This is a genomic window from Ruegeria sp. BB10 (assembly GCF_056535725.1).
In genome coordinates this window covers 1963108-1979495 of record NZ_JBQFIW010000001.1, presented here as the reverse complement: position 1 = coordinate 1979495, position 16388 = coordinate 1963108, and the positions used below count along the sequence as shown (strand labels likewise).

Here is a 16388-nt window from a genome sequence, read left to right as displayed (position 1 = left end):
CCCATGAAGCGTAATATTTTGATCCATCCCGACCCCCGTCTGAAAAAGGTTTGCGCCCCGGTGACCGACCTGTCGGACGAACTGCGCAAACTGGCCGACGACATGCTTGAGACGATGTATGATGCGCCCGGCATCGGGCTGGCCGCACCGCAGATCGGCGTGCTGGACAGGCTGATCGTGATGGACTGCATCAAGGAAGAAGGCGAGACGCCACGCCCTCTGATCATGTTCAACCCCGAGGTCATCGCTTCGTCAGACGAGACTAACGTCTATGAAGAAGGGTGCCTGTCGATCCCTGAGCAGTTCGCCGAGGTGACGCGCCCGAAAGTGGTGGACGTGACGTGGATGGATCGCGACGGGAACTTGCAGAAAGAGACGTTCGATGGGCTCTGGGCAACCTGTGTGCAGCACGAGATCGATCATCTGAACGGTAAGCTGTTCATTGATTATCTCAAACCGCTGAAACGTCAGATGATCACTCGTAAGATGCAGAAACTCAAACGCGAACAGGCCCGCGCATGACCGTCCACACCTGCCTGCCCTGGCCGGACAAACGTCTGCGGACCAAGGCCGAGGATGTGTCTGAAGTAACCGACGAAATTCGTGCTATCTGGGATGACATGATCGACACGATGGAGGCCATGCCTGGCGTTGGCCTTGCCGCCCCGCAGATCGGTGTGATGCTGCGCTTGGCGGTCGTTGACGGATCGACCGAGCGGGGCCGTGCAGTACGTCTGGCAAATCCCGAAATTCTGCACAGCTCTATCGAATTGCGAGAACACGAAGAGGCCAGTCCGAATCTGCCCGGTGTCTCGGCCAAGGTGAAACGCCCGCGTGCGGTGACGGTCCGGTTTCTGAACGAACAGGGTATGATCGACCGCCGCGACTTTGTCGGGATCGAGGCCACCAGCGTGCAGCATCAAATCGATCATCTGAACGGTCGGATGTATTTTGATCGTCTCAGCAAGGTCAAACGAGACATGCTGCTGCGCAAAGCCAAGAAACAGGGGTAGAAATGCGCGTCATCTTCATGGGCACGCCCGATTTTTCGGTCCCTGTTCTGGATGCGCTGGTTGAGGCCGGGCATGAGATCGCCGCAGTCTATTGCCAACCTCCGCGTCCGGCCGGGCGGGGCAAGAAAGACCGCCCGACGCCCGTACATGCCCGGGCCGAGGCGCTGGGCCTGACTATCCGCCATCCGGTTTCACTAAAGTCGCCTGAGGAACAGGATGCCTTTGCCGCACTGAACTCTGATGTGGCCGTAGTGGTGGCCTACGGGCTGTTGTTGCCTCAACCCATTTTGGACGCCCCGGCGCAAGGCTGCTTGAACATTCACGCCAGCCTACTGCCACGCTGGCGCGGGGCGGCTCCGATCCATCGGGCGATCATGTCAGGCGATGCGGAAACCGGCATCTGTATCATGCAGATGGAGGCCGGTTTGGACACCGGCCCCGTCCTGTTGCGGCAGGCCACTGATATCGGGCCGCAGGAAACCACGGCGCAACTGCATGATCGTCTAGCACCGATGGGGGCTGATCTGATCGTAAAGGCTCTGGCCCGTCTGCCCGAACTGACGCCCGAGCCTCAGCCCGAGGATGGCGTGACTTATGCTTCGAAGATCGACAAGGCTGAGGCGCGGGTCGACTGGACCCGCCCGGCGGTCGAGGTGGATCGCCAGATACGCGGCCTGTCACCATTTCCCGGTGCGTGGACTTTGATCGGAGGGGATCGGGTCAAGCTGCTGGCCTCGAAATTGGCCGAGGGACAGGGCGCGCCCGGAGAGGTTCTGAACGACGCGCTGCGCGTGGCCTGCGGTGATGGGGCGATTGACCTGTTGCGCTTGCAGCGAGCAGGAAAAGGGGCACAGGATACGGAAACCTTTTTGCGGGGCTGGTCGGTCGTGGCCGGAACCCGCCTGAACGCGGAGTAGGACAGATGTTCATGGTCTTGATGGGCACCGTCGTGATTGCCGGTATCGTGGGCTATCTGGCCGAGAAGACCGGGTTTACCCATAACGGATACCTGCCCTCGATCATCATTTGCGTGGGTGGGGCGTTTCTGTTCTATTTTGTCCGCATCATGTTCGGTATCAGTTTTGGCTCGCCCGGTCTGAACGCAGTTCTGTCGTCCATTGGTGCGCTGATTATCGTGCCAACGCATTGGAGGAAGTAACGTGCCCGTCCTTGCCCTGATCGTCATCGGTGCCGCTGCCGGATTTCTGGCCACCCGGTTGATGCGGATTGAGGCAAACATACCAACGACCATGCTGATCGGAATCATGGGTGCGCTGGTGGGTGGCTTCCTATTGCGCTTTATTATTACAGTGGCAGGTTGGCTGTCGGGCTTTGTGGGCGCGGTACTGGGCGCATTGTTGGTGATCTGGATCTGGCAGACCTATCTACGCCGCTAACCTCTTGACGTTTGGGCAGGATGCCAGCCAGATCGCCGGAATATCCAACCTGAAAGGTGCCTCATGCCACATAACCTGAATTCCGGTGACGTCGCTCTGATGGGAGTGCCGCTGGATTTGCATTCGTCTTTTCTGCAAGGACCTGCCTTTGCACCGGGTCGTATCCGCGAAGCGCTGCATTCCGGGGCCGCCAATCTGACAGCCGAGGATGGAACCGATCTGGGCGCGACGGACCGCTTCAAGGATACCGGCGACCTGGAGGTGTTCGAGATGATCGGGCAGGAACCCATCGACCGGATCGAAAAGGGCGCTGCCGCCCGCATCGCAACCGGTGCGCGGCTGTTGTCACTGGGCGGGGACCACTCGGTCGCTTATCCGCTGATCAAGGCGCATTCTGAGCGGTATGAGGGGCTGAACATCCTGCATATCGACTCGCATCCTGACTTGTATGACAGCCAGCAGATCGGCCCTTTGGGCCACGGTTGCCCGTTCGCGAGGGTGATGGAAACCTGTCAGATCAATCGTCTTGTGCAGGTGGGCATCCGCACCATGAACAAACACCAGCAGGAACAGGTCGACAAGTTCGGGGTCGAGGTCATCGACATGCGCAACTGGCGCCCTGATTTGGATATCCGTTTTGACGGCCCGGTCTATTTGTCGTTAGATCTGGACGCGCTGGACCCGGCTTTTGCGCCCGGTGTGTCGCATCATGAACCCGGCGGGTTGAGTACGCGTGAGGTGATCAATCTGATCCACCGGTTCGAAGGTCAGCTTGTTGGTGCGGATATCGTCGAGTTGAACCCCCATCGCGATCCCTACGGAATGACCGCAATGGTGGCGGCAAAATTCGTCAAGGAAATTGGCGCGCGGTTGTTGTCGCGTTAATGGCGGGGCGGGCGGCTTTTGTAAGCGGGCAGTCTCCAGCCGAACAGCAATGACCCCGCCCGCAAGGCCCAGCAGATCAGCGCGCAGGTCGCTAGCGTCACAAGCTCGTCGACCCCAAGACGGTGTGCGATCACGGCGGTCACAGCACCTGCGAAAGCGCATGAGACGTAAAGCTCGCCCTGTTTCAAAACCAACGGTACCTCGTTGCAAACCACATCGCGCATCAGCCCGCCCAAGCATCCGGTGCAGACACCCATCAGAACCACAATGGTGCCGGACTGCCCCAACGACAGCGCCGCACCTGTTCCAGCCGCGACCGCAATAGACAGGGCAAAACTGTCCAGCCAGACTAGCCAGTTATAACGGCTTTCAACGAGGTGAGCGGTGAAAAACACCAGCACCGCTGCGGCTACGGCGATCAGGATATAGTCGGGTTGCCCAATCCAGAATACCGGATGCCGGTTCAAAAGAACGTCGCGCACAGTGCCACCGCCTACGGCCGTCAGGCAGGCGATGAAGGCAAAGCCCACCAAATCCAGCTGCGCTCGGCTGGCCACCAGCGCACCAGTTAGGGCAAAGACAAGAACCGAGGCATAGTCCAGCAGGGCCAGACCGTTCACGATTTGGCCTTTTGGGGCTTGAACGGTGCCATGCCGGCGCGGGCTAGCTCATCGGCTTTTTCATTTTCGGGATGGCCCGCGTGACCCTTGACCCATTCCCAGATCACATCATGCCGGGTCTGGGCCTCATCCAACCGCTGCCACAGATCGACATTCTTGACCGGTTTTTTGTTCGAGGTCTTCCAGCCGTTCCGCTTCCATCCGAAAATCCACCCCGTCACACCATTCTTTACATAGGCACTGTCGGTTATGACGGTGATTGTCGAGGCGCGATCCAGCGCCTCTAGCGCATTGATCGCGGCTAGCAGTTCCATGCGGTTGTTGGTGGTCTCGGCCTCTCCGCCCTTCAACTCGCGCTCTTTCAGGACTTTGTCGCCATCCATTGCGCGCAGCAACACGCCCCAGCCGCCGGGTCCGGGATTGCCGGAACAGGCTCCGTCGGTATAGGCAAACAGTTCAGGCATGGGCCAGCACCAGAATGAACCCGTCATAAGACCCGGCCAGACCCGTTCCCATACCGGTGGTGATCCGGTCGATGGTGAACCCGGTTTGTTCCAGCGCAGCCTCGATCTCGGTCTGAGAGAAATAGGTGTAGTAGCGATCCAGATCGTCGCGGTGTTCGCCCGTGCCCAGCTTCAGGCCGAGAAAAAAGATGCCCTCGGACTTCAGTGCCCGGTGAATGGCCGCCAGGTGGCGCGAGAAATCTGCGCGGGGGGCGTGCAGCAAGGAAAAGCTGGCATAGATGCCGTCATAGGCGTCCACCTCGGTCACATCGTCAAACGTGCCCAGATGCGCGTCGACACCATTTTCCCGCGCGTGTTCGACGAAGGCAGGGGTTGCGTCCAGTGCGCGGACGGTCAGACCCTCGCGCATGAAAAAGGCGCTGTCTGATCCCGGGCCCGAACCCAGATCCAGAATGTGGCCACTGCCAACGGCCTCGGCAAAGGCCAGGCGGGCCTCGATCTGTTCCGGGGGCAGGGGGATTTGCAGGTACTCCGCCACCCGTGTCGTATAGGCGTTGATCGTTTTATCGTCGGTCACAGGTATACTCCTACGGCGAGGCAAACCAACACGACGGCGGTCAACATGACTCGCAACCGCAGCCACCAGGTTGGGGTCAACCGCCAATAGGCAAAGATGGCATCCAATACCAACAACCCGGCAAAACCGTACATCAGATTGGTGCCGGTGCTGACAGGACCGCCCCCGGTTTTAAAGAACGCCCATAGCGCGGGTAGAACCGACAGGGCATAACATGTCGCCGCCTTGCCGCCCGAGGTTTTGGTGGCGAATCCCCACAAAACGCCGGACATAAAGCTCAGGATCACCGAGCCATAGAACAGCTGTACATAGGGCCCGACGAAACGCGAGCCAAACATCTGCGTACCCCAACTATGCAGATCATCGTTCAGATAAGTCAGCGCGCCCCAGATAAACGGGATCAGCCCCGCCAGTCCAAGAAAAAGCGGGGCCGTTGGTATGCCCCTCATGCAGGTTCTCTGAGCACGCGGGGCACTTTGAACTCGACGTTTTCCGTGGCGGTTTCGACCAGCTCGACGGTCACGTCATAGTGGGCGCGGAAGGCGTCGATCACTTCATCGACCAGCACTTCGGGAGCCGACGCCCCGGCGGTGATCGCAACCGACGAGATACCTTCGAGCGCGCGCCAGTCGATCTCGGTCGCGCGTTGCACCAGCTGCGCGTAATTGCAGCCTGCGCGCGAGGCGACCTCAACCAGGCGGCGCGAATTCGAGGAATTCGGCGCGCCGACAACCAGCAAGGCATCCGATTTCGGGGCTACGGCCTTGACGGCCTCTTGCCGGTTGGTGGTGGCGTAGCAGATGTCTTCCTTGTGCGGTCCAACGATGGCCGGGAACCGTTGTTCTAGCGCGGCGATGATGTCCTTGGTGTCATCCACCGACAGGGTGGTCTGGGTGACAAAAGCCAGTTTACCCGGATCGCGCACTTGTACGGTGGCCACATCCTCGACGGTTTCTACCAGCAGAACCTCACCCTCGGGCAGCTGACCCATGGTGCCGACGGTTTCGGGATGGCCTTTGTGACCGATCATGATCATTTGCAACCCGGACTCGGCGTGGCGCTGGGCCTCGACATGGACCTTGGACACCAGCGGGCAGGTTGCGTCGACATAGATCATCTCGCGCTGTGCCGCGGTCGCGGGGACGGATTTTGGCACACCGTGGGCTGAAAAGATCACCGGACGGTCGTCGGGGCATTCGTCCAGTTCTTCGACGAACACGGCACCCTGCGCGCGCAATCCGTCGACGACGAATTTGTTATGCACGATCTCGTGGCGCACATAGACCGGCGCGCCCCATTTCTGCAGCGCCATCTCGACGATCTTGATGGCGCGGTCGACACCGGCGCAGAATCCGCGCGGGGCAGCAAGGTAAAGAGTCAGGGGGGGCTTAGTCATGTCACGGTCTCCTTAGGCCACAGGTAAGTCTTTTCCCGGCCTTGGTCCAGACAGGAGCTTGTCATTTCCCTGACATGAATCGGTGCTAGCCAATAGATGTTTCAGCACCTGTTCATTGTTAAAAATGGCGCGGTCAGGATTGAGACACTGACCGCGCCGATTACTTTCCCCGGTTTGATAGGTGGCCGGGGCTTATTGCCCGCCTGCAGCCGCAACGCTACGCGGCTCCATCGGCATTTCCCGCGGAGGCCGCCCGATCACATCGCGCAAGTCTTCCAGTTCGATGAAATTGTCGGCCTGGCGACGCAGCTCGTCCGAAATCATCGGCGGCTGGCTGCGGATGGTCGAAACAACCGAAACACGCACGCCTTGGCGCTGAAGGCTGGCAATCAGCGGGCGGAAATCCCCATCGCCCGAAAACAGCACGATATGATCAACGCGCGGTGCAAGTTCCATGGCATCAACGGTCAATTCGATGTCCATGTTTCCTTTGACTTTCCGACGCCCCATGCTGTCGGTGTATTCTTTTGCCGGTTTGGTCACCATCGTGAAGCCGTTGTAATGCAGCCAGTCAACCAAGGGACGGATCGGCGAATACTCGTCATTTTCCAATAGCGCTGTGTAGTAGAAAGCACGAAGCATCTTGCCGCGGCGCATGAACTCCTGGCGCAGCAATTTATAGTCGATGTCAAACCCCAGTGCTTTTGCGGCCGCATAAAGATTCGAGCCGTCGATGAACAGCGCTAGCCGTTCGTCTTTATAAAACATAAATAGATCCTTCCGGTACTAACCAGGACGCCGGATGATTAGGTGAGTGAGCTAGAAAATAGGCGGCGCGCTGATATGCCTATAATTAGGGCTTTTATCATGTATCGCAACCATGCAATTCACCGAATATAGCGAGTAGTAGGAGCAAATCTTTGTCAGAATCAGTGATTGCACTGGGTGCGAATCTCAATTTGAGATCATCTGGGCCCAAGGTGACACTTGAACGGGCTATTGACGCGATTTTGCGTCAGGGGGTGGTGATTCGCGCCGTCAGCCGCTTTTTCGAGACCCCTTGTTTCCCTGCCGGAGCTGGGCCGGATTACGTCAATGCCGCTGCATTGATCGAGACTGAAAAGACCCCGGCCGAGGTTCTGCAACTACTGCATGAGGTCGAACACGAATTTGGCCGCGAGCGGGTGCAACGGTGGGGCATGCGGACATTGGATCTGGATCTGGTCTGTTATGACGATCTTATACTGCCGGATCGTGCTGAATACGACCATTGGCTTAACCTGCCGCCCGAGGCGCAGAAACAGCAGGCGCCCGAGCAATTGATCTTGCCGCATCCGCGCCTGCAGGACCGGGCATTCGTGTTGGTTCCGATGGCGGATGTAGCCCCTGATTGGCGGCACCCGGTGCTTGGTCGGACCGTCACCGAGATGGTCGCAAGTCTGCCTACCGAGGATGTCGAGGCTGTAACCCCTCTGTGAATGGTGCAATTGACGCCATTTCCTGCTTGTCAAGGCGGGGATTCGCCCTTAGATAAACGTCTTCCTGACATGGATTCAGTAACGGAGAGCGCCCCATGGCCCGCGTGACGGTTGAAGATTGCGTAGACAAGGTTCCAAACCGGTTTGAACTGGTGATGCTTGCCGCCCATCGTGCGCGCGAGATTTCCGCCGGTGCATCGATCACCGTCGACCGTGACAACGACAAGAACCCTGTTGTGTCGCTGCGCGAGATCGCGGACGAAACCCAAGGTGCCGACGAGCTGCGCGAGCGTCTGATCGAAGCCAACCAGACCCAGATCGAGGTGGATGAGCCAGAAGAAGATCAGATGGCTCTGCTGATGGGTGCGGAATCGGACAAACCGGTCGAGGATGATATGTCGGAAGAGAAGCTGCTGCGCGCTCTGATGGAGGCTCAAGGCCAGGGGTAACCCCCAAACACGAAGGTGCGGACCGGATGATTTCTGCTGAAGACCTGATTGCGCTGGTCCGCAACTATAATCCCAAAACCAATGCCGACCGCATCGCCCGGGCTTATGAGTTCGGGATGCAGATGCATGACGGTCAGTTCCGCCATTCCGGCGAACCCTATTTCACCCATCCCGTTGCCGTTGCCGCCATCCTGACCGAACAGCGTCTGGACGATGCGACAATTATCACAGCGCTGCTGCACGACACGATCGAGGATACCAAGGCCAGCTATGGCAAAGTGTCCGAGCTGTTCGGGGATGAGGTCGCCAAACTGGTTGATGGCGTCACTAAACTGACCAATCTGCAGCTGTCCAGCCGTGAGACCAAACAGGCCGAGAATTTCCGCAAGCTGTTCATGGCTATGTCCAAGGACCTGCGGGTTATTCTGGTCAAGCTTGCCGACCGTTTGCACAACATGCGCACCATCAAAGCGATGCGTCCGGAAAAGCAGGTGGTCAAGGCGCGCGAGACGATGGATATCTACGCGCCACTTGCGGGACGGATGGGTATGCAGTGGATGCGCGAGGAACTGGAAGACCTCGCCTTCCGAGTGCTGAACCCCGAAGGCCGCCAATCTATCATCCGCCGCTTTATTACTCTGCAACGGGAAACTGGCGATGTGATCCACCGCATCACCGGCGATATGCGGCACGAGCTTGAAAAGGCCGGGATCGAGGCAGAAGTGTTTGGCCGTGCCAAAAAACCTTATTCGATCTGGCGCAAGATGCAGGAAAAGGATCAGGGGTTTTCACGCCTGTCCGACATCTATGGCTTCCGCATCATCACCCAGACCGAAGAAGACTGTTACCGTACCCTTGGCGCTATCCACCAGCGCTGGCGCGCGGTGCCGGGAAGGTTCAAGGATTACATCAGCCAGCCGAAATCGAACGGATATCGCTCGATTCACACGACGGTGTCAGGGCGTGATGGCAAACGGGTCGAGGTTCAGATTCGCACCCGTCAGATGCATGACGTGGCCGAAACCGGTGTTGCGGCGCACTGGTCGTATCGCGATGGTGTGCGTTCGGAAAACCCGTTTGCAGTCGATCCCGCCAAGTGGATTGCCAATCTGACCGAACAGTTCGACAGCGAGGATGATCACGAAGATTTCCTCGAAGCCGTCAAGCTTGAGATGTATTCGGACCAGGTGTTCTGCTTCACGCCCAAGGGTGATGTGGTGAAACTGCCGCGCGGCGCGACGCCGATTGATTTTGCCTATGCCATCCACACAAGGATCGGCCATGCATGCGTCGGGGCCAAGGTGGACGGTATCCGTGTGCCGCTGTGGACCCGGATAAAGAACGGGCAATCGGTGGACGTCATCACTGCGGATGGGCAGACCCCACAGGTCACATGGCTTGAGATAGCGGTCACCGGCAAGGCCCGCACCGCCATCCGCCGCGCCTTGCGCGAGGTGGATCGTGAACGGTTCATCAAACTGGGCAAAGAACTCGCACGTTCAGGTTTTGATCATGTCGGGCGCAAGGCCACCGACAAGGCGCTGGACACCGCAGCCAAGCACCTGCGTCTGAAAGACCGGCACGAGCTGCTGGCCCGCCTCGGCAGTGCCGAGCTTACGGCACATGATGTGGTCAGCGCCGTTTACCCGGAGCTGACCCAAGACGATGGCGACGCCATTTCCCCTCGTCGTGCTGTGATTGGTCTGGAACCGGGTCAGAAATTCGACCGCGCGCCCTGTTGCCAGCCGTTGCCGGGCGAACGCATTGTTGGCATCACTTTTCGCGGCAAGGGCGTGGTGGTTCATGCCATCGATTGCGACCGCTTGTCCGACTACGAAAGCGAACCGGATCGCTGGGTCGACTTGCACTGGCATTCTGGCACACACCCGGCAGTCTATGGGGTGACGCTGGACCTGACCATCGGCAATGACGCGGGTGTGCTGGGGCGTATCTGTACATTGATCGGTGAGAAAAAGGCCAATATCTCGAACCTGGAATTCGTTGACCGCAAACCGGATTTTTACCGTCTTTTGATCTCTGTCGAACTGCGCGACCTTGAACAGTTGCATTCGCTGATGTTGATGCTTGAGGCTGAAAGCGACGTTGCCGCGGTCGAGCGGCATCGGAATCGGGAAAAAACCGCAGTTGCGGCAGGCTGAGAAGGGGTGATCAGGAGTGGTTTTCAAGCGCCGAGACCGACGCTCGCCCATTCAGATCGCTTCGGAATTCATCTATCCGCGCGGCGGCTGGACCCGTGCCTTTCATTACGTCAAACACCGCATCCGGCGGCTGCCCGATTCACCTGAGCGTATCGCGCGTGGTGTCGGAGTGGGCGTGTTCACGGCGTTCACGCCGTTTTATGGGTTCCACTTCTTTATCGCGGCCCTGCTTAGCCGGATTTTCAATGGCAATTTGCTGGCATCGCTCAGCGGTACCTTCTTTGGCAACCCTCTGACTTATGTGCCCATCGGGGTCGTCTGCCTGCAAACAGGCCATTTCCTTTTGGGTGACGACTTTGAAGAGGAAGAAACCCACGGCCTGATGGATAGCTTCTTCAAGGCGTTGAGTGACCTGAAGAACAACTTCATGGCGATGTTCACGGGCCGCGATGCCGATTGGCGCGGGCTAAGTGTGTTTTATGATGAGGTGTTCTTTCCTTATCTGATCGGCGGCATCTTTCCTGGGCTGATTGCCGGGTATATCTGCTATTATCTCAGCCTGCCGGTGGTACGCACCTATCAGCAGCGCCGCCGCGCCCGGATCAAGGCGAAATTCGATGAAATCAAACGTTTGGCCGAAACCAAGGCTGCCGTTCCGGTGGCAAACCCTCTAGGCTCGGGCCGGAATTCGGGAAAGGAATCAAGCGATGTCTGACAAACACCTGCGTCTGGGCGTGAATATCGACCACGTGGCCACCGTGCGTAATGCACGTGGCGGGGCTTATCCTGACCCTTTGCGCGCGGCCAAGCTGGCTGAGGAGGCCGGTGCCGACGGCATCACTGCTCACCTACGCGAAGATCGCCGCCATATCTCGGACGCTGATATCGATGGGTTGATGGAGGTTCTGTCGGTGCCGTTGAATTTTGAAATGGCCGCCACGCCCGAAATGCAGCAGATCGCCCTGCGCCACAAACCGCACGCGGTTTGCATCGTTCCCGAAAAACGCGAAGAGCGGACCACCGAAGGCGGGCTTGAGGTTGCGCGCGAGGAAAACAAGCTGGCCCATTACATCGCCCCTTTGCGCAAGGCGGGGTGTCGCGTGTCGATCTTTATTGCAGCCGACCAGCGCCAGATCGAAGCTGCCCACCGCATCGGCGCAGAAGTGATCGAACTGCACACCGGCGCCTATTGCGATGCCCACGCCGAGGGCCGCATGGACGAGGCCACGCGCGAAATGGAATCACTGCGCGAGATGTCCGCCTATGCCCACTCGCTGGGACTGGAGGTTCACGCGGGCCACGGCCTGACCTACGACACGGTGCAACCCATCGCTGCGTTCCCCGAGGTGCGCGAGTTGAACATCGGTCACTTTCTGATCGGTGAATCGATCTTTCGCGGGCTGACCCCTGCGATTGCCGAAATGCGCCGGTTGATGGATGAAGCGCGGGGGTGATCGCTTCATATCACCATTGTCGGAAGATGGGGTAATGCAATGAAAGCAATTTCATATCGTAACTTTGGTCCAGCAGAGGACGTGCTTGAACTGATTGATATGCCCGATCCGGTGGCTGGGCCGGGTGAAGTTGTGGTTCAGATCAAAGCCACCGGAATCAATCCGTCGGATGTTAAGTTGCGTGGTGGTGCGCGGCCCGGGGCGGTCATGCAGCACCCGCTTGTCATTCCACATTCGGATGGTGCCGGAGTGATTGTGTCCGTTGGCTCAGGTGTCGATCCGTTCCGGGTTGGTGAAAGGGTCTGGATCTGGAATGGCCAGTGGCAACGCGCGTTCGGAACCGCTGCTGAGTATATCGCTTTACCGTCAGAACAGGCCGTTACTCTTCCTGACACTACCAGCTTCGCCGAAGGTGCGTGTTTTGGGATTCCGGCAATGACCGCATGGTACGCCTTGTATGCTGACGGGCCGATCGCTGACAAAACTATCCTGGTGACCGGCGGGGCGGGTACTGTGGGGCGTTACGCCTGCCAAATGGCCGCTCTTGGCGGGGCTCGGGTTATCACCACGGTCAGTTCGCAGGAAAAAGCAGCGCACTCTGGTGCAAAGGAATTTGTGAATTACCGTACCCAAAACGTGGCTGAGACTGTATTGGATATGACAGACGGCGCGGGCGTTGATCGTATTGTCGAAGTGGACTTTGCGGCAAATCAGGATGCGTCTCTGGCACTAATCCGGCCGGGTGGTACCATCGCAAGTTATTCTTCCGTGTCGCAAATGCGACCAGAGCTCGATTTCTACGGTTTCATGTTCAAGAACATCCGCTTGCATATGTTGATTGTTTATCAACTGGATGCTGTTGCACGGCGCAGGGGCGAAGCTCGACTGAGTGAATGGTTGAAGCAGGGGGCATTGAACCATGCAGTAGTACCAGGCGGGCATTTAGCCAACGCAGCGGCAGCCCACCAGATGGTTGAAGCCGGTGACAAACTGGGCACCGTGGTTCTGGAGGTCTGATGTGATCCTTGGCATCGGCACAGACCTCGCAAATATCGAACGCATTCAGGGTACGCTCGACCGGTTTGGCGACCGGTTCCGCAATCGTGTTTTCACCGATACTGAACAGACCAAGGCCGAGCGCCGCGCCGATACGGCCGGGACCTATGCCAAACGCTGGGCCGCGAAAGAGGCATGTTCCAAGGCGCTGGGCACCGGCCTGCGCATGGGTATCGCGTGGAAGGATATGGCGGTCACTAACCTGCGTACAGGCCAACCCGTCATGCATGTCACCGGTTGGGCCGCCGAACGTCTGAAAGAGATGACGCCCGAGGGCCATGAAGCCATCATCCATGTCACTCTGACAGACGACCACCCTTGGGCACAGGCCTTCGTGGTGATCGAGGCCCGACCACTTCAAGATAACGCCACGCAGCCTTGACTTGCCCCCGTCGGCCCCGCATGTAGCACCCCAACAACCAAAGGACCGGAGAGCAGTATGGCCGAGGACGTCAAAACCGGAAATCCCGTGTGGGAGACGATCAAAACCATCGTCTATGCCCTATTGATCGCGGGCGTTTTCCGTACCCTGTTCTTTCAGCCGTTCTGGATTCCTTCGGGCTCGATGAAACAGACGTTGCTGATCGGGGACTTCCTGTTCGTCAATAAAATGGCCTATGGCTATTCTTATGCTTCTTGCCCAAGCCTGATTATTCCCAGCGTCGGCTTGAACGTCGATGCGGAAGATATTTGCGGTTGGATGAAAGGTGACAACACGCGCATTTGGGGTGGTGAGCCCGAGCGCGGCGACGTCATCGTTTTCCGTCATCCCGTCACCGGGCGCGACTATATCAAGCGGCTGATCGGCCTGCCGGGGGATCGCGTTCAGGTCCGTGAGGGGCAGATCATCTTGAACGGTACACCAGTGCCGCAACAACCCGACGGCGTCTTTACCGAAACCGCCGAACCTCAAGGCCCGCAAGGCCTACGCCCGCGCTGCGAGAACGGGCCTGTCGGCATTGGCGGTGTCTGCGAAAAGAGCCGTCTGATCGAAACCTTGCCCAACGGGGTCTCTTACGACGTGCTGAACATCACCGATCAGGGTTCGGACAATACCGGCATTTATACTGTGCCCGAAGGCCACTATTTCTTCATGGGTGACAACCGCGACAATTCCAGCGACAGCCGCTTGCCACAATCCGCCGGGGGCGTGGGGTATGTTCCTTATGAAAACCTGATTGGTCGTGCTGATCGGATCATGTTCTCGTCCGCGGGTCGGTCGATGCTGTTCTTCTGGACCTGGCGTGGTGACCGCTTCTTCAAGGCGATCAATTGAAGCTTTCCGCCGAGATAAAAGCGTTTGAGCAGCGATTGGGGTATGAGTTCGCAGACCCCGAACTGCTGGTGCGCGCGTTGACTCATGGATCGGTCTCTTCGGCGACCCGACCCGACAATCAACGGCTGGAGTTTCTGGGCGATCGCGTTCTGGGCCTGGTCATGGCGACGGCTCTGCTTGAGGCCGACAAGAAGGCATCCGAAGGCCAACTTGCCCCCCGCTTCAATGCGCTGGTCCGCAAAGAGGCCTGCGCCGACGTGGCCCGTCAGATCGACCTGGGCGCGGTATTGAAACTGGGCCGGTCGGAAATGATGTCTGGCGGCCGCCGTAAACAGGCCCTGCTGGGCGACGCGATGGAGGCGGTCATTGCCGGGATCTATCGCGACGCCGGGTTCGAAGCGGCGCGGGATGTTATTCTGGCGCTTTGGGGGGATCGTATCCACACGGTCGAAGCTGATGCGCGGGACGCCAAAACCTCGTTGCAGGAATGGGCGCAGGCGCGAGGCCAGAAGCCGCCGTCTTATGTCGAGATCAAGCGCAGCGGCCCGGATCACGCCCCCGTCTTCACGATTGCCGCTCGACTGCAAGACGGCACCGAGGCTCAGGCAACCGCAGGTTCAAAACGTCAGGCAGAACAGGCCGCAGCCAAATCGCTGTTGGAAAACCTACCTAAGTAGATTGCGGTCTTGGGCAGGGGGCAAGCCCCTTTTTGCCCGTATTGGTGTGGTCAAACTGAACCTCAATTCACCCGAATATATCCGGTTAGCCCGCTTTTTTGATGCTCGATCACGTGGCAATGAAACGCCCAGTCGCCCGGGTTGTCGGCGACCAACGCGATCTCGACCACCTCATCTTTCAACAGCAACATCGTGTCGGTCAGCAATGGTGGTAACGGGCGAAGGTTTGATTTTATTGGTACAAAAGCCAACCCATGCAGGTGGATCGGATGCAGGTTCGGTGACTCGTTACGCAATCGCAATACATAACTTTTACCTCTTTGCAGCGTGGCCAACGGACCAACCCCTTTCGCCGCATCCCCCGGCCAAGGCGTTCGGTTGATCGACCAGAAGTTATATCCCAGAGAGCCACAAAACCCATTGGTCGGCTCGCCTCCTTCGGGTGTCCAGCCAAAGACAAATTCGTGCAATTCGGCATTCGCCAGATCCGGTTTTGTTGTGGGGTTCACGGGTAGGGGGCGCAGCTCGCGCAGATCGCGCGAGACGGGCGCACCAACTGCACGCAAGCGGGTCATGGAGCGATGCGGCTGTCCAGGAAACTTGGCCATCAGATCGACAGTCTGACCCTCGCCTAGTGGCATTTTCAAAGCAAAATCCACACGCTGTCCGGGTCCAATCAGCAAGGGGTCATCGGCACTGGGCAATGGAAGGTCAACTTCAACCGGGTGACCGTCCCATGCGATAATTCGGACCTCGGCACCGTTCAGATGCACCTTGTAGATGCGGGTTGTGTCCGTGTTTACCACGCGCAAACGCACAAGGCTGCCTGCGGCGTGATCATAAACCGGTCCATCCAGCCAGTTCGCCGTTTGCACATTACCAAAGGTTCCCGCCCTTGCGGCCCCGCGCGCGGTGTAGGCAGGCAGGAACGACCCGTCATCATTCAGGCGGAAATCACGCAGGTTGATCACCTGCTCGCTGTCAAAACCGGGATCTGCGGCCTCGGCGATCACCAACACTCCGGTCAGACCATGGGCCATCTGTTCCATCGTCATGCAATGAGGGTGATACCAATAGGTGCCCGCATCCGGAGGCGTGAATTCATAGTCAAACACCTCACCCGGTCCAATCGGCATTTGGGTCAGATAAGGCACCCCGTCCATGTCATTCGGAATACGCAACCCGTGCCAATGCATCGCCGTATAATCAGGCAGGGTGTTGCGCACCGGCAGGCGCATCACCTCACCCTGTTTGCCATGTAAAACCGGAGGCGGCGCGTCGGGCGACAGGCTGACCATACCGGTGGTGACCTGATCGCGCAGGGCAAAGCTGGCGGGTTGGACGACCAGCTCTTGCGCACCTGCCGCTAAACCAAAGCCACCTAGACCCAACGCCCCTGTGGCAGCGCCACTACCCAAAAGAAACTCGCGACGGTTCATTTCAGCCTTATGAAAAGAAGGATTGCCTGGCTGTTATTGGCGTGGCGT

At 58.5% G+C, this 16388-nt stretch carries 22 protein-coding genes; 15 read left to right on the top strand and 7 right to left on the bottom strand.

Annotated features, from left to right (window positions below; genetic code table 11):
* Positions 1–3 precede the first annotated feature (3 nt).
* From def (ACR3EP_RS10070) to speB, 6 genes are all read left to right on the top strand, one after another.
* Positions 4–522: a peptide deformylase gene (def, locus tag ACR3EP_RS10070; protein WP_170360009.1), complete on the top strand. Its 519-nt coding sequence runs from the start codon at positions 4–6 to the stop codon at positions 520–522.
* Positions 519–1013: a peptide deformylase gene (def, locus tag ACR3EP_RS10065; protein WP_170360011.1), complete on the top strand. Its 495-nt coding sequence runs from the start codon at positions 519–521 to the stop codon at positions 1011–1013. The genes def (ACR3EP_RS10070) and def (ACR3EP_RS10065) overlap by 4 nt, the downstream gene beginning before the upstream one ends.
* Before the next feature lie 2 nt (positions 1014–1015).
* Complete coding sequence (gene fmt / locus ACR3EP_RS10060) at positions 1016–1930, top strand: methionyl-tRNA formyltransferase (RefSeq protein WP_480637588.1); 915 nt, start codon at positions 1016–1018, stop codon at positions 1928–1930.
* Between the two features lie 5 nt (positions 1931–1935).
* On the top strand, positions 1936–2172 hold the full coding sequence (locus ACR3EP_RS10055; protein WP_170350357.1) for a hypothetical protein: 237 nt from the start codon (positions 1936–1938) through the stop codon (positions 2170–2172).
* Between the two features lies 1 nt (position 2173).
* Complete coding sequence (locus ACR3EP_RS10050; RefSeq protein ID WP_480637586.1) at positions 2174–2410, top strand: GlsB/YeaQ/YmgE family stress response membrane protein; 237 nt, start codon at positions 2174–2176, stop codon at positions 2408–2410.
* Positions 2411–2473: 63 nt separating this feature from the next.
* Positions 2474–3295 (top strand): agmatinase, encoded by an 822-nt coding sequence (gene speB / locus ACR3EP_RS10045; RefSeq protein ID WP_480637585.1) that lies wholly within the window; start codon positions 2474–2476, stop codon positions 3293–3295.
* On the opposite strand, the gene ACR3EP_RS10040 is transcribed toward speB, so the two are convergent.
* From ACR3EP_RS10040 to ACR3EP_RS10015, 6 genes are all read right to left on the bottom strand, one after another.
* Positions 3292–3915, bottom strand: a complete 624-nt coding sequence (locus tag ACR3EP_RS10040) for a trimeric intracellular cation channel family protein (RefSeq protein WP_480637583.1) — start codon at positions 3913–3915, stop codon at positions 3292–3294. The genes speB and ACR3EP_RS10040 overlap by 4 nt on opposite strands.
* Complete coding sequence (gene rnhA, locus ACR3EP_RS10035; RefSeq protein ID WP_170350361.1) at positions 3912–4379, bottom strand: ribonuclease HI; 468 nt, start codon at positions 4377–4379, stop codon at positions 3912–3914. The genes ACR3EP_RS10040 and rnhA overlap by 4 nt, the downstream gene beginning before the upstream one ends.
* Complete coding sequence (locus ACR3EP_RS10030; protein ID WP_480637581.1) at positions 4372–4956, bottom strand: class I SAM-dependent DNA methyltransferase; 585 nt, start codon at positions 4954–4956, stop codon at positions 4372–4374. Before ACR3EP_RS10030 ends, rnhA begins: the two co-directional genes overlap by 8 nt.
* A complete protein-coding gene (locus ACR3EP_RS10025) occupies positions 4953–5405 on the bottom strand; it encodes a DUF3429 domain-containing protein (RefSeq protein WP_170350363.1) in 453 nt (150 codons plus the stop codon). The genes ACR3EP_RS10030 and ACR3EP_RS10025 overlap by 4 nt, the downstream gene beginning before the upstream one ends.
* Entirely contained in the window at positions 5402–6352 is a 951-nt protein-coding gene (ispH, locus tag ACR3EP_RS10020) for a 4-hydroxy-3-methylbut-2-enyl diphosphate reductase (protein ID WP_480637579.1), read from the bottom strand. The genes ACR3EP_RS10025 and ispH overlap by 4 nt, the downstream gene beginning before the upstream one ends.
* A 192-nt stretch (positions 6353–6544) precedes the next feature.
* Positions 6545–7120: a LabA-like NYN domain-containing protein gene (locus tag ACR3EP_RS10015; RefSeq protein WP_058283597.1), complete on the bottom strand. Its 576-nt coding sequence runs from the start codon at positions 7118–7120 to the stop codon at positions 6545–6547.
* Positions 7121–7248: 128 nt separating this feature from the next.
* On the opposite strand from ACR3EP_RS10015, the gene folK reads away from it, so the two are divergent.
* The 9 genes from folK (at position 7249) to rnc (ending at position 14901) form a co-directional block, all read left to right on the top strand.
* Positions 7249–7830, top strand: a complete 582-nt coding sequence (gene folK, locus ACR3EP_RS10010) for a 2-amino-4-hydroxy-6-hydroxymethyldihydropteridine diphosphokinase (protein ID WP_480639012.1) — start codon at positions 7249–7251, stop codon at positions 7828–7830.
* 95 nt (positions 7831–7925) lie between these two features.
* On the top strand, positions 7926–8279 hold the full coding sequence (rpoZ, locus tag ACR3EP_RS10005; protein ID WP_170350365.1) for a DNA-directed RNA polymerase subunit omega: 354 nt from the start codon (positions 7926–7928) through the stop codon (positions 8277–8279).
* Positions 8280–8305: 26 nt separating this feature from the next.
* Positions 8306–10438, top strand: coding sequence for a RelA/SpoT family protein (locus ACR3EP_RS10000; protein WP_170360026.1), 2133 nt, complete (start codon positions 8306–8308; stop codon positions 10436–10438).
* A gap of 16 nt (positions 10439–10454) precedes the next feature.
* Positions 10455–11153, top strand: coding sequence for a DUF2062 domain-containing protein (locus ACR3EP_RS09995; protein ID WP_170360028.1), 699 nt, complete (start codon positions 10455–10457; stop codon positions 11151–11153).
* Entirely contained in the window at positions 11146–11892 is a 747-nt protein-coding gene (locus ACR3EP_RS09990; protein WP_170350368.1) for a pyridoxine 5'-phosphate synthase, read from the top strand. The genes ACR3EP_RS09995 and ACR3EP_RS09990 overlap by 8 nt, the downstream gene beginning before the upstream one ends.
* Before the next feature lie 39 nt (positions 11893–11931).
* Positions 11932–12909, top strand: coding sequence for an NADPH:quinone reductase (locus ACR3EP_RS09985; protein WP_480637576.1), 978 nt, complete (start codon positions 11932–11934; stop codon positions 12907–12909).
* A 1-nt stretch (position 12910) separates the two neighbouring features.
* Positions 12911–13330: a holo-ACP synthase gene (acpS, locus tag ACR3EP_RS09980; RefSeq protein ID WP_170350370.1), complete on the top strand. Its 420-nt coding sequence runs from the start codon at positions 12911–12913 to the stop codon at positions 13328–13330.
* 57 nt (positions 13331–13387) lie between these two features.
* The gene (gene lepB / locus ACR3EP_RS09975) at positions 13388–14224 is read left to right on the top strand and encodes a signal peptidase I (protein WP_170350371.1); all 837 of its coding nucleotides are present in this window, start codon (positions 13388–13390) and stop codon (positions 14222–14224) included.
* Positions 14221–14901, top strand: coding sequence for a ribonuclease III (gene rnc, locus ACR3EP_RS09970; RefSeq protein WP_170360034.1), 681 nt, complete (start codon positions 14221–14223; stop codon positions 14899–14901). The genes lepB and rnc overlap by 4 nt, the downstream gene beginning before the upstream one ends.
* Before the next feature lie 62 nt (positions 14902–14963).
* Here the strand turns inward: rnc and ACR3EP_RS09965 are convergent, their stop codons facing one another.
* Complete coding sequence (locus ACR3EP_RS09965; RefSeq protein ID WP_480637573.1) at positions 14964–16340, bottom strand: multicopper oxidase family protein; 1377 nt, start codon at positions 16338–16340, stop codon at positions 14964–14966.
* Positions 16341–16388: the final 48 nt, after the last annotated feature.

Coding starts and splice junctions, on each gene's coding strand:
- def (WP_170360009.1), top strand. CDS start 4: ATGAAGCGTAATATTTTGATCCATCCCGACCCCCGTCTGAAAAAGGTT.
- def (WP_170360011.1), top strand. CDS start 519: ATGACCGTCCACACCTGCCTGCCCTGGCCGGACAAACGTCTGCGGACC.
- fmt (WP_480637588.1), top strand. CDS start 1,016: ATGCGCGTCATCTTCATGGGCACGCCCGATTTTTCGGTCCCTGTTCTG.
- ACR3EP_RS10055 (WP_170350357.1), top strand. CDS start 1,936: ATGTTCATGGTCTTGATGGGCACCGTCGTGATTGCCGGTATCGTGGGC.
- speB (WP_480637585.1), top strand. CDS start 2,474: ATGCCACATAACCTGAATTCCGGTGACGTCGCTCTGATGGGAGTGCCG.
- rnhA (WP_170350361.1), bottom strand. CDS start 4,379: ATGCCTGAACTGTTTGCCTATACCGACGGAGCCTGTTCCGGCAATCCC.
- ACR3EP_RS10025 (WP_170350363.1), bottom strand. CDS start 5,405: ATGAGGGGCATACCAACGGCCCCGCTTTTTCTTGGACTGGCGGGGCTG.
- ispH (WP_480637579.1), bottom strand. CDS start 6,352: ATGACTAAGCCCCCCCTGACTCTTTACCTTGCTGCCCCGCGCGGATTC.
- ACR3EP_RS10015 (WP_058283597.1), bottom strand. CDS start 7,120: ATGTTTTATAAAGACGAACGGCTAGCGCTGTTCATCGACGGCTCGAAT.
- rpoZ (WP_170350365.1), top strand. CDS start 7,926: ATGGCCCGCGTGACGGTTGAAGATTGCGTAGACAAGGTTCCAAACCGG.
- ACR3EP_RS10000 (WP_170360026.1), top strand. CDS start 8,306: ATGATTTCTGCTGAAGACCTGATTGCGCTGGTCCGCAACTATAATCCC.
- ACR3EP_RS09990 (WP_170350368.1), top strand. CDS start 11,146: ATGTCTGACAAACACCTGCGTCTGGGCGTGAATATCGACCACGTGGCC.
- ACR3EP_RS09985 (WP_480637576.1), top strand. CDS start 11,932: ATGAAAGCAATTTCATATCGTAACTTTGGTCCAGCAGAGGACGTGCTT.
- lepB (WP_170350371.1), top strand. CDS start 13,388: ATGGCCGAGGACGTCAAAACCGGAAATCCCGTGTGGGAGACGATCAAA.
- ACR3EP_RS09965 (WP_480637573.1), bottom strand. CDS start 16,340: ATGAACCGTCGCGAGTTTCTTTTGGGTAGTGGCGCTGCCACAGGGGCG.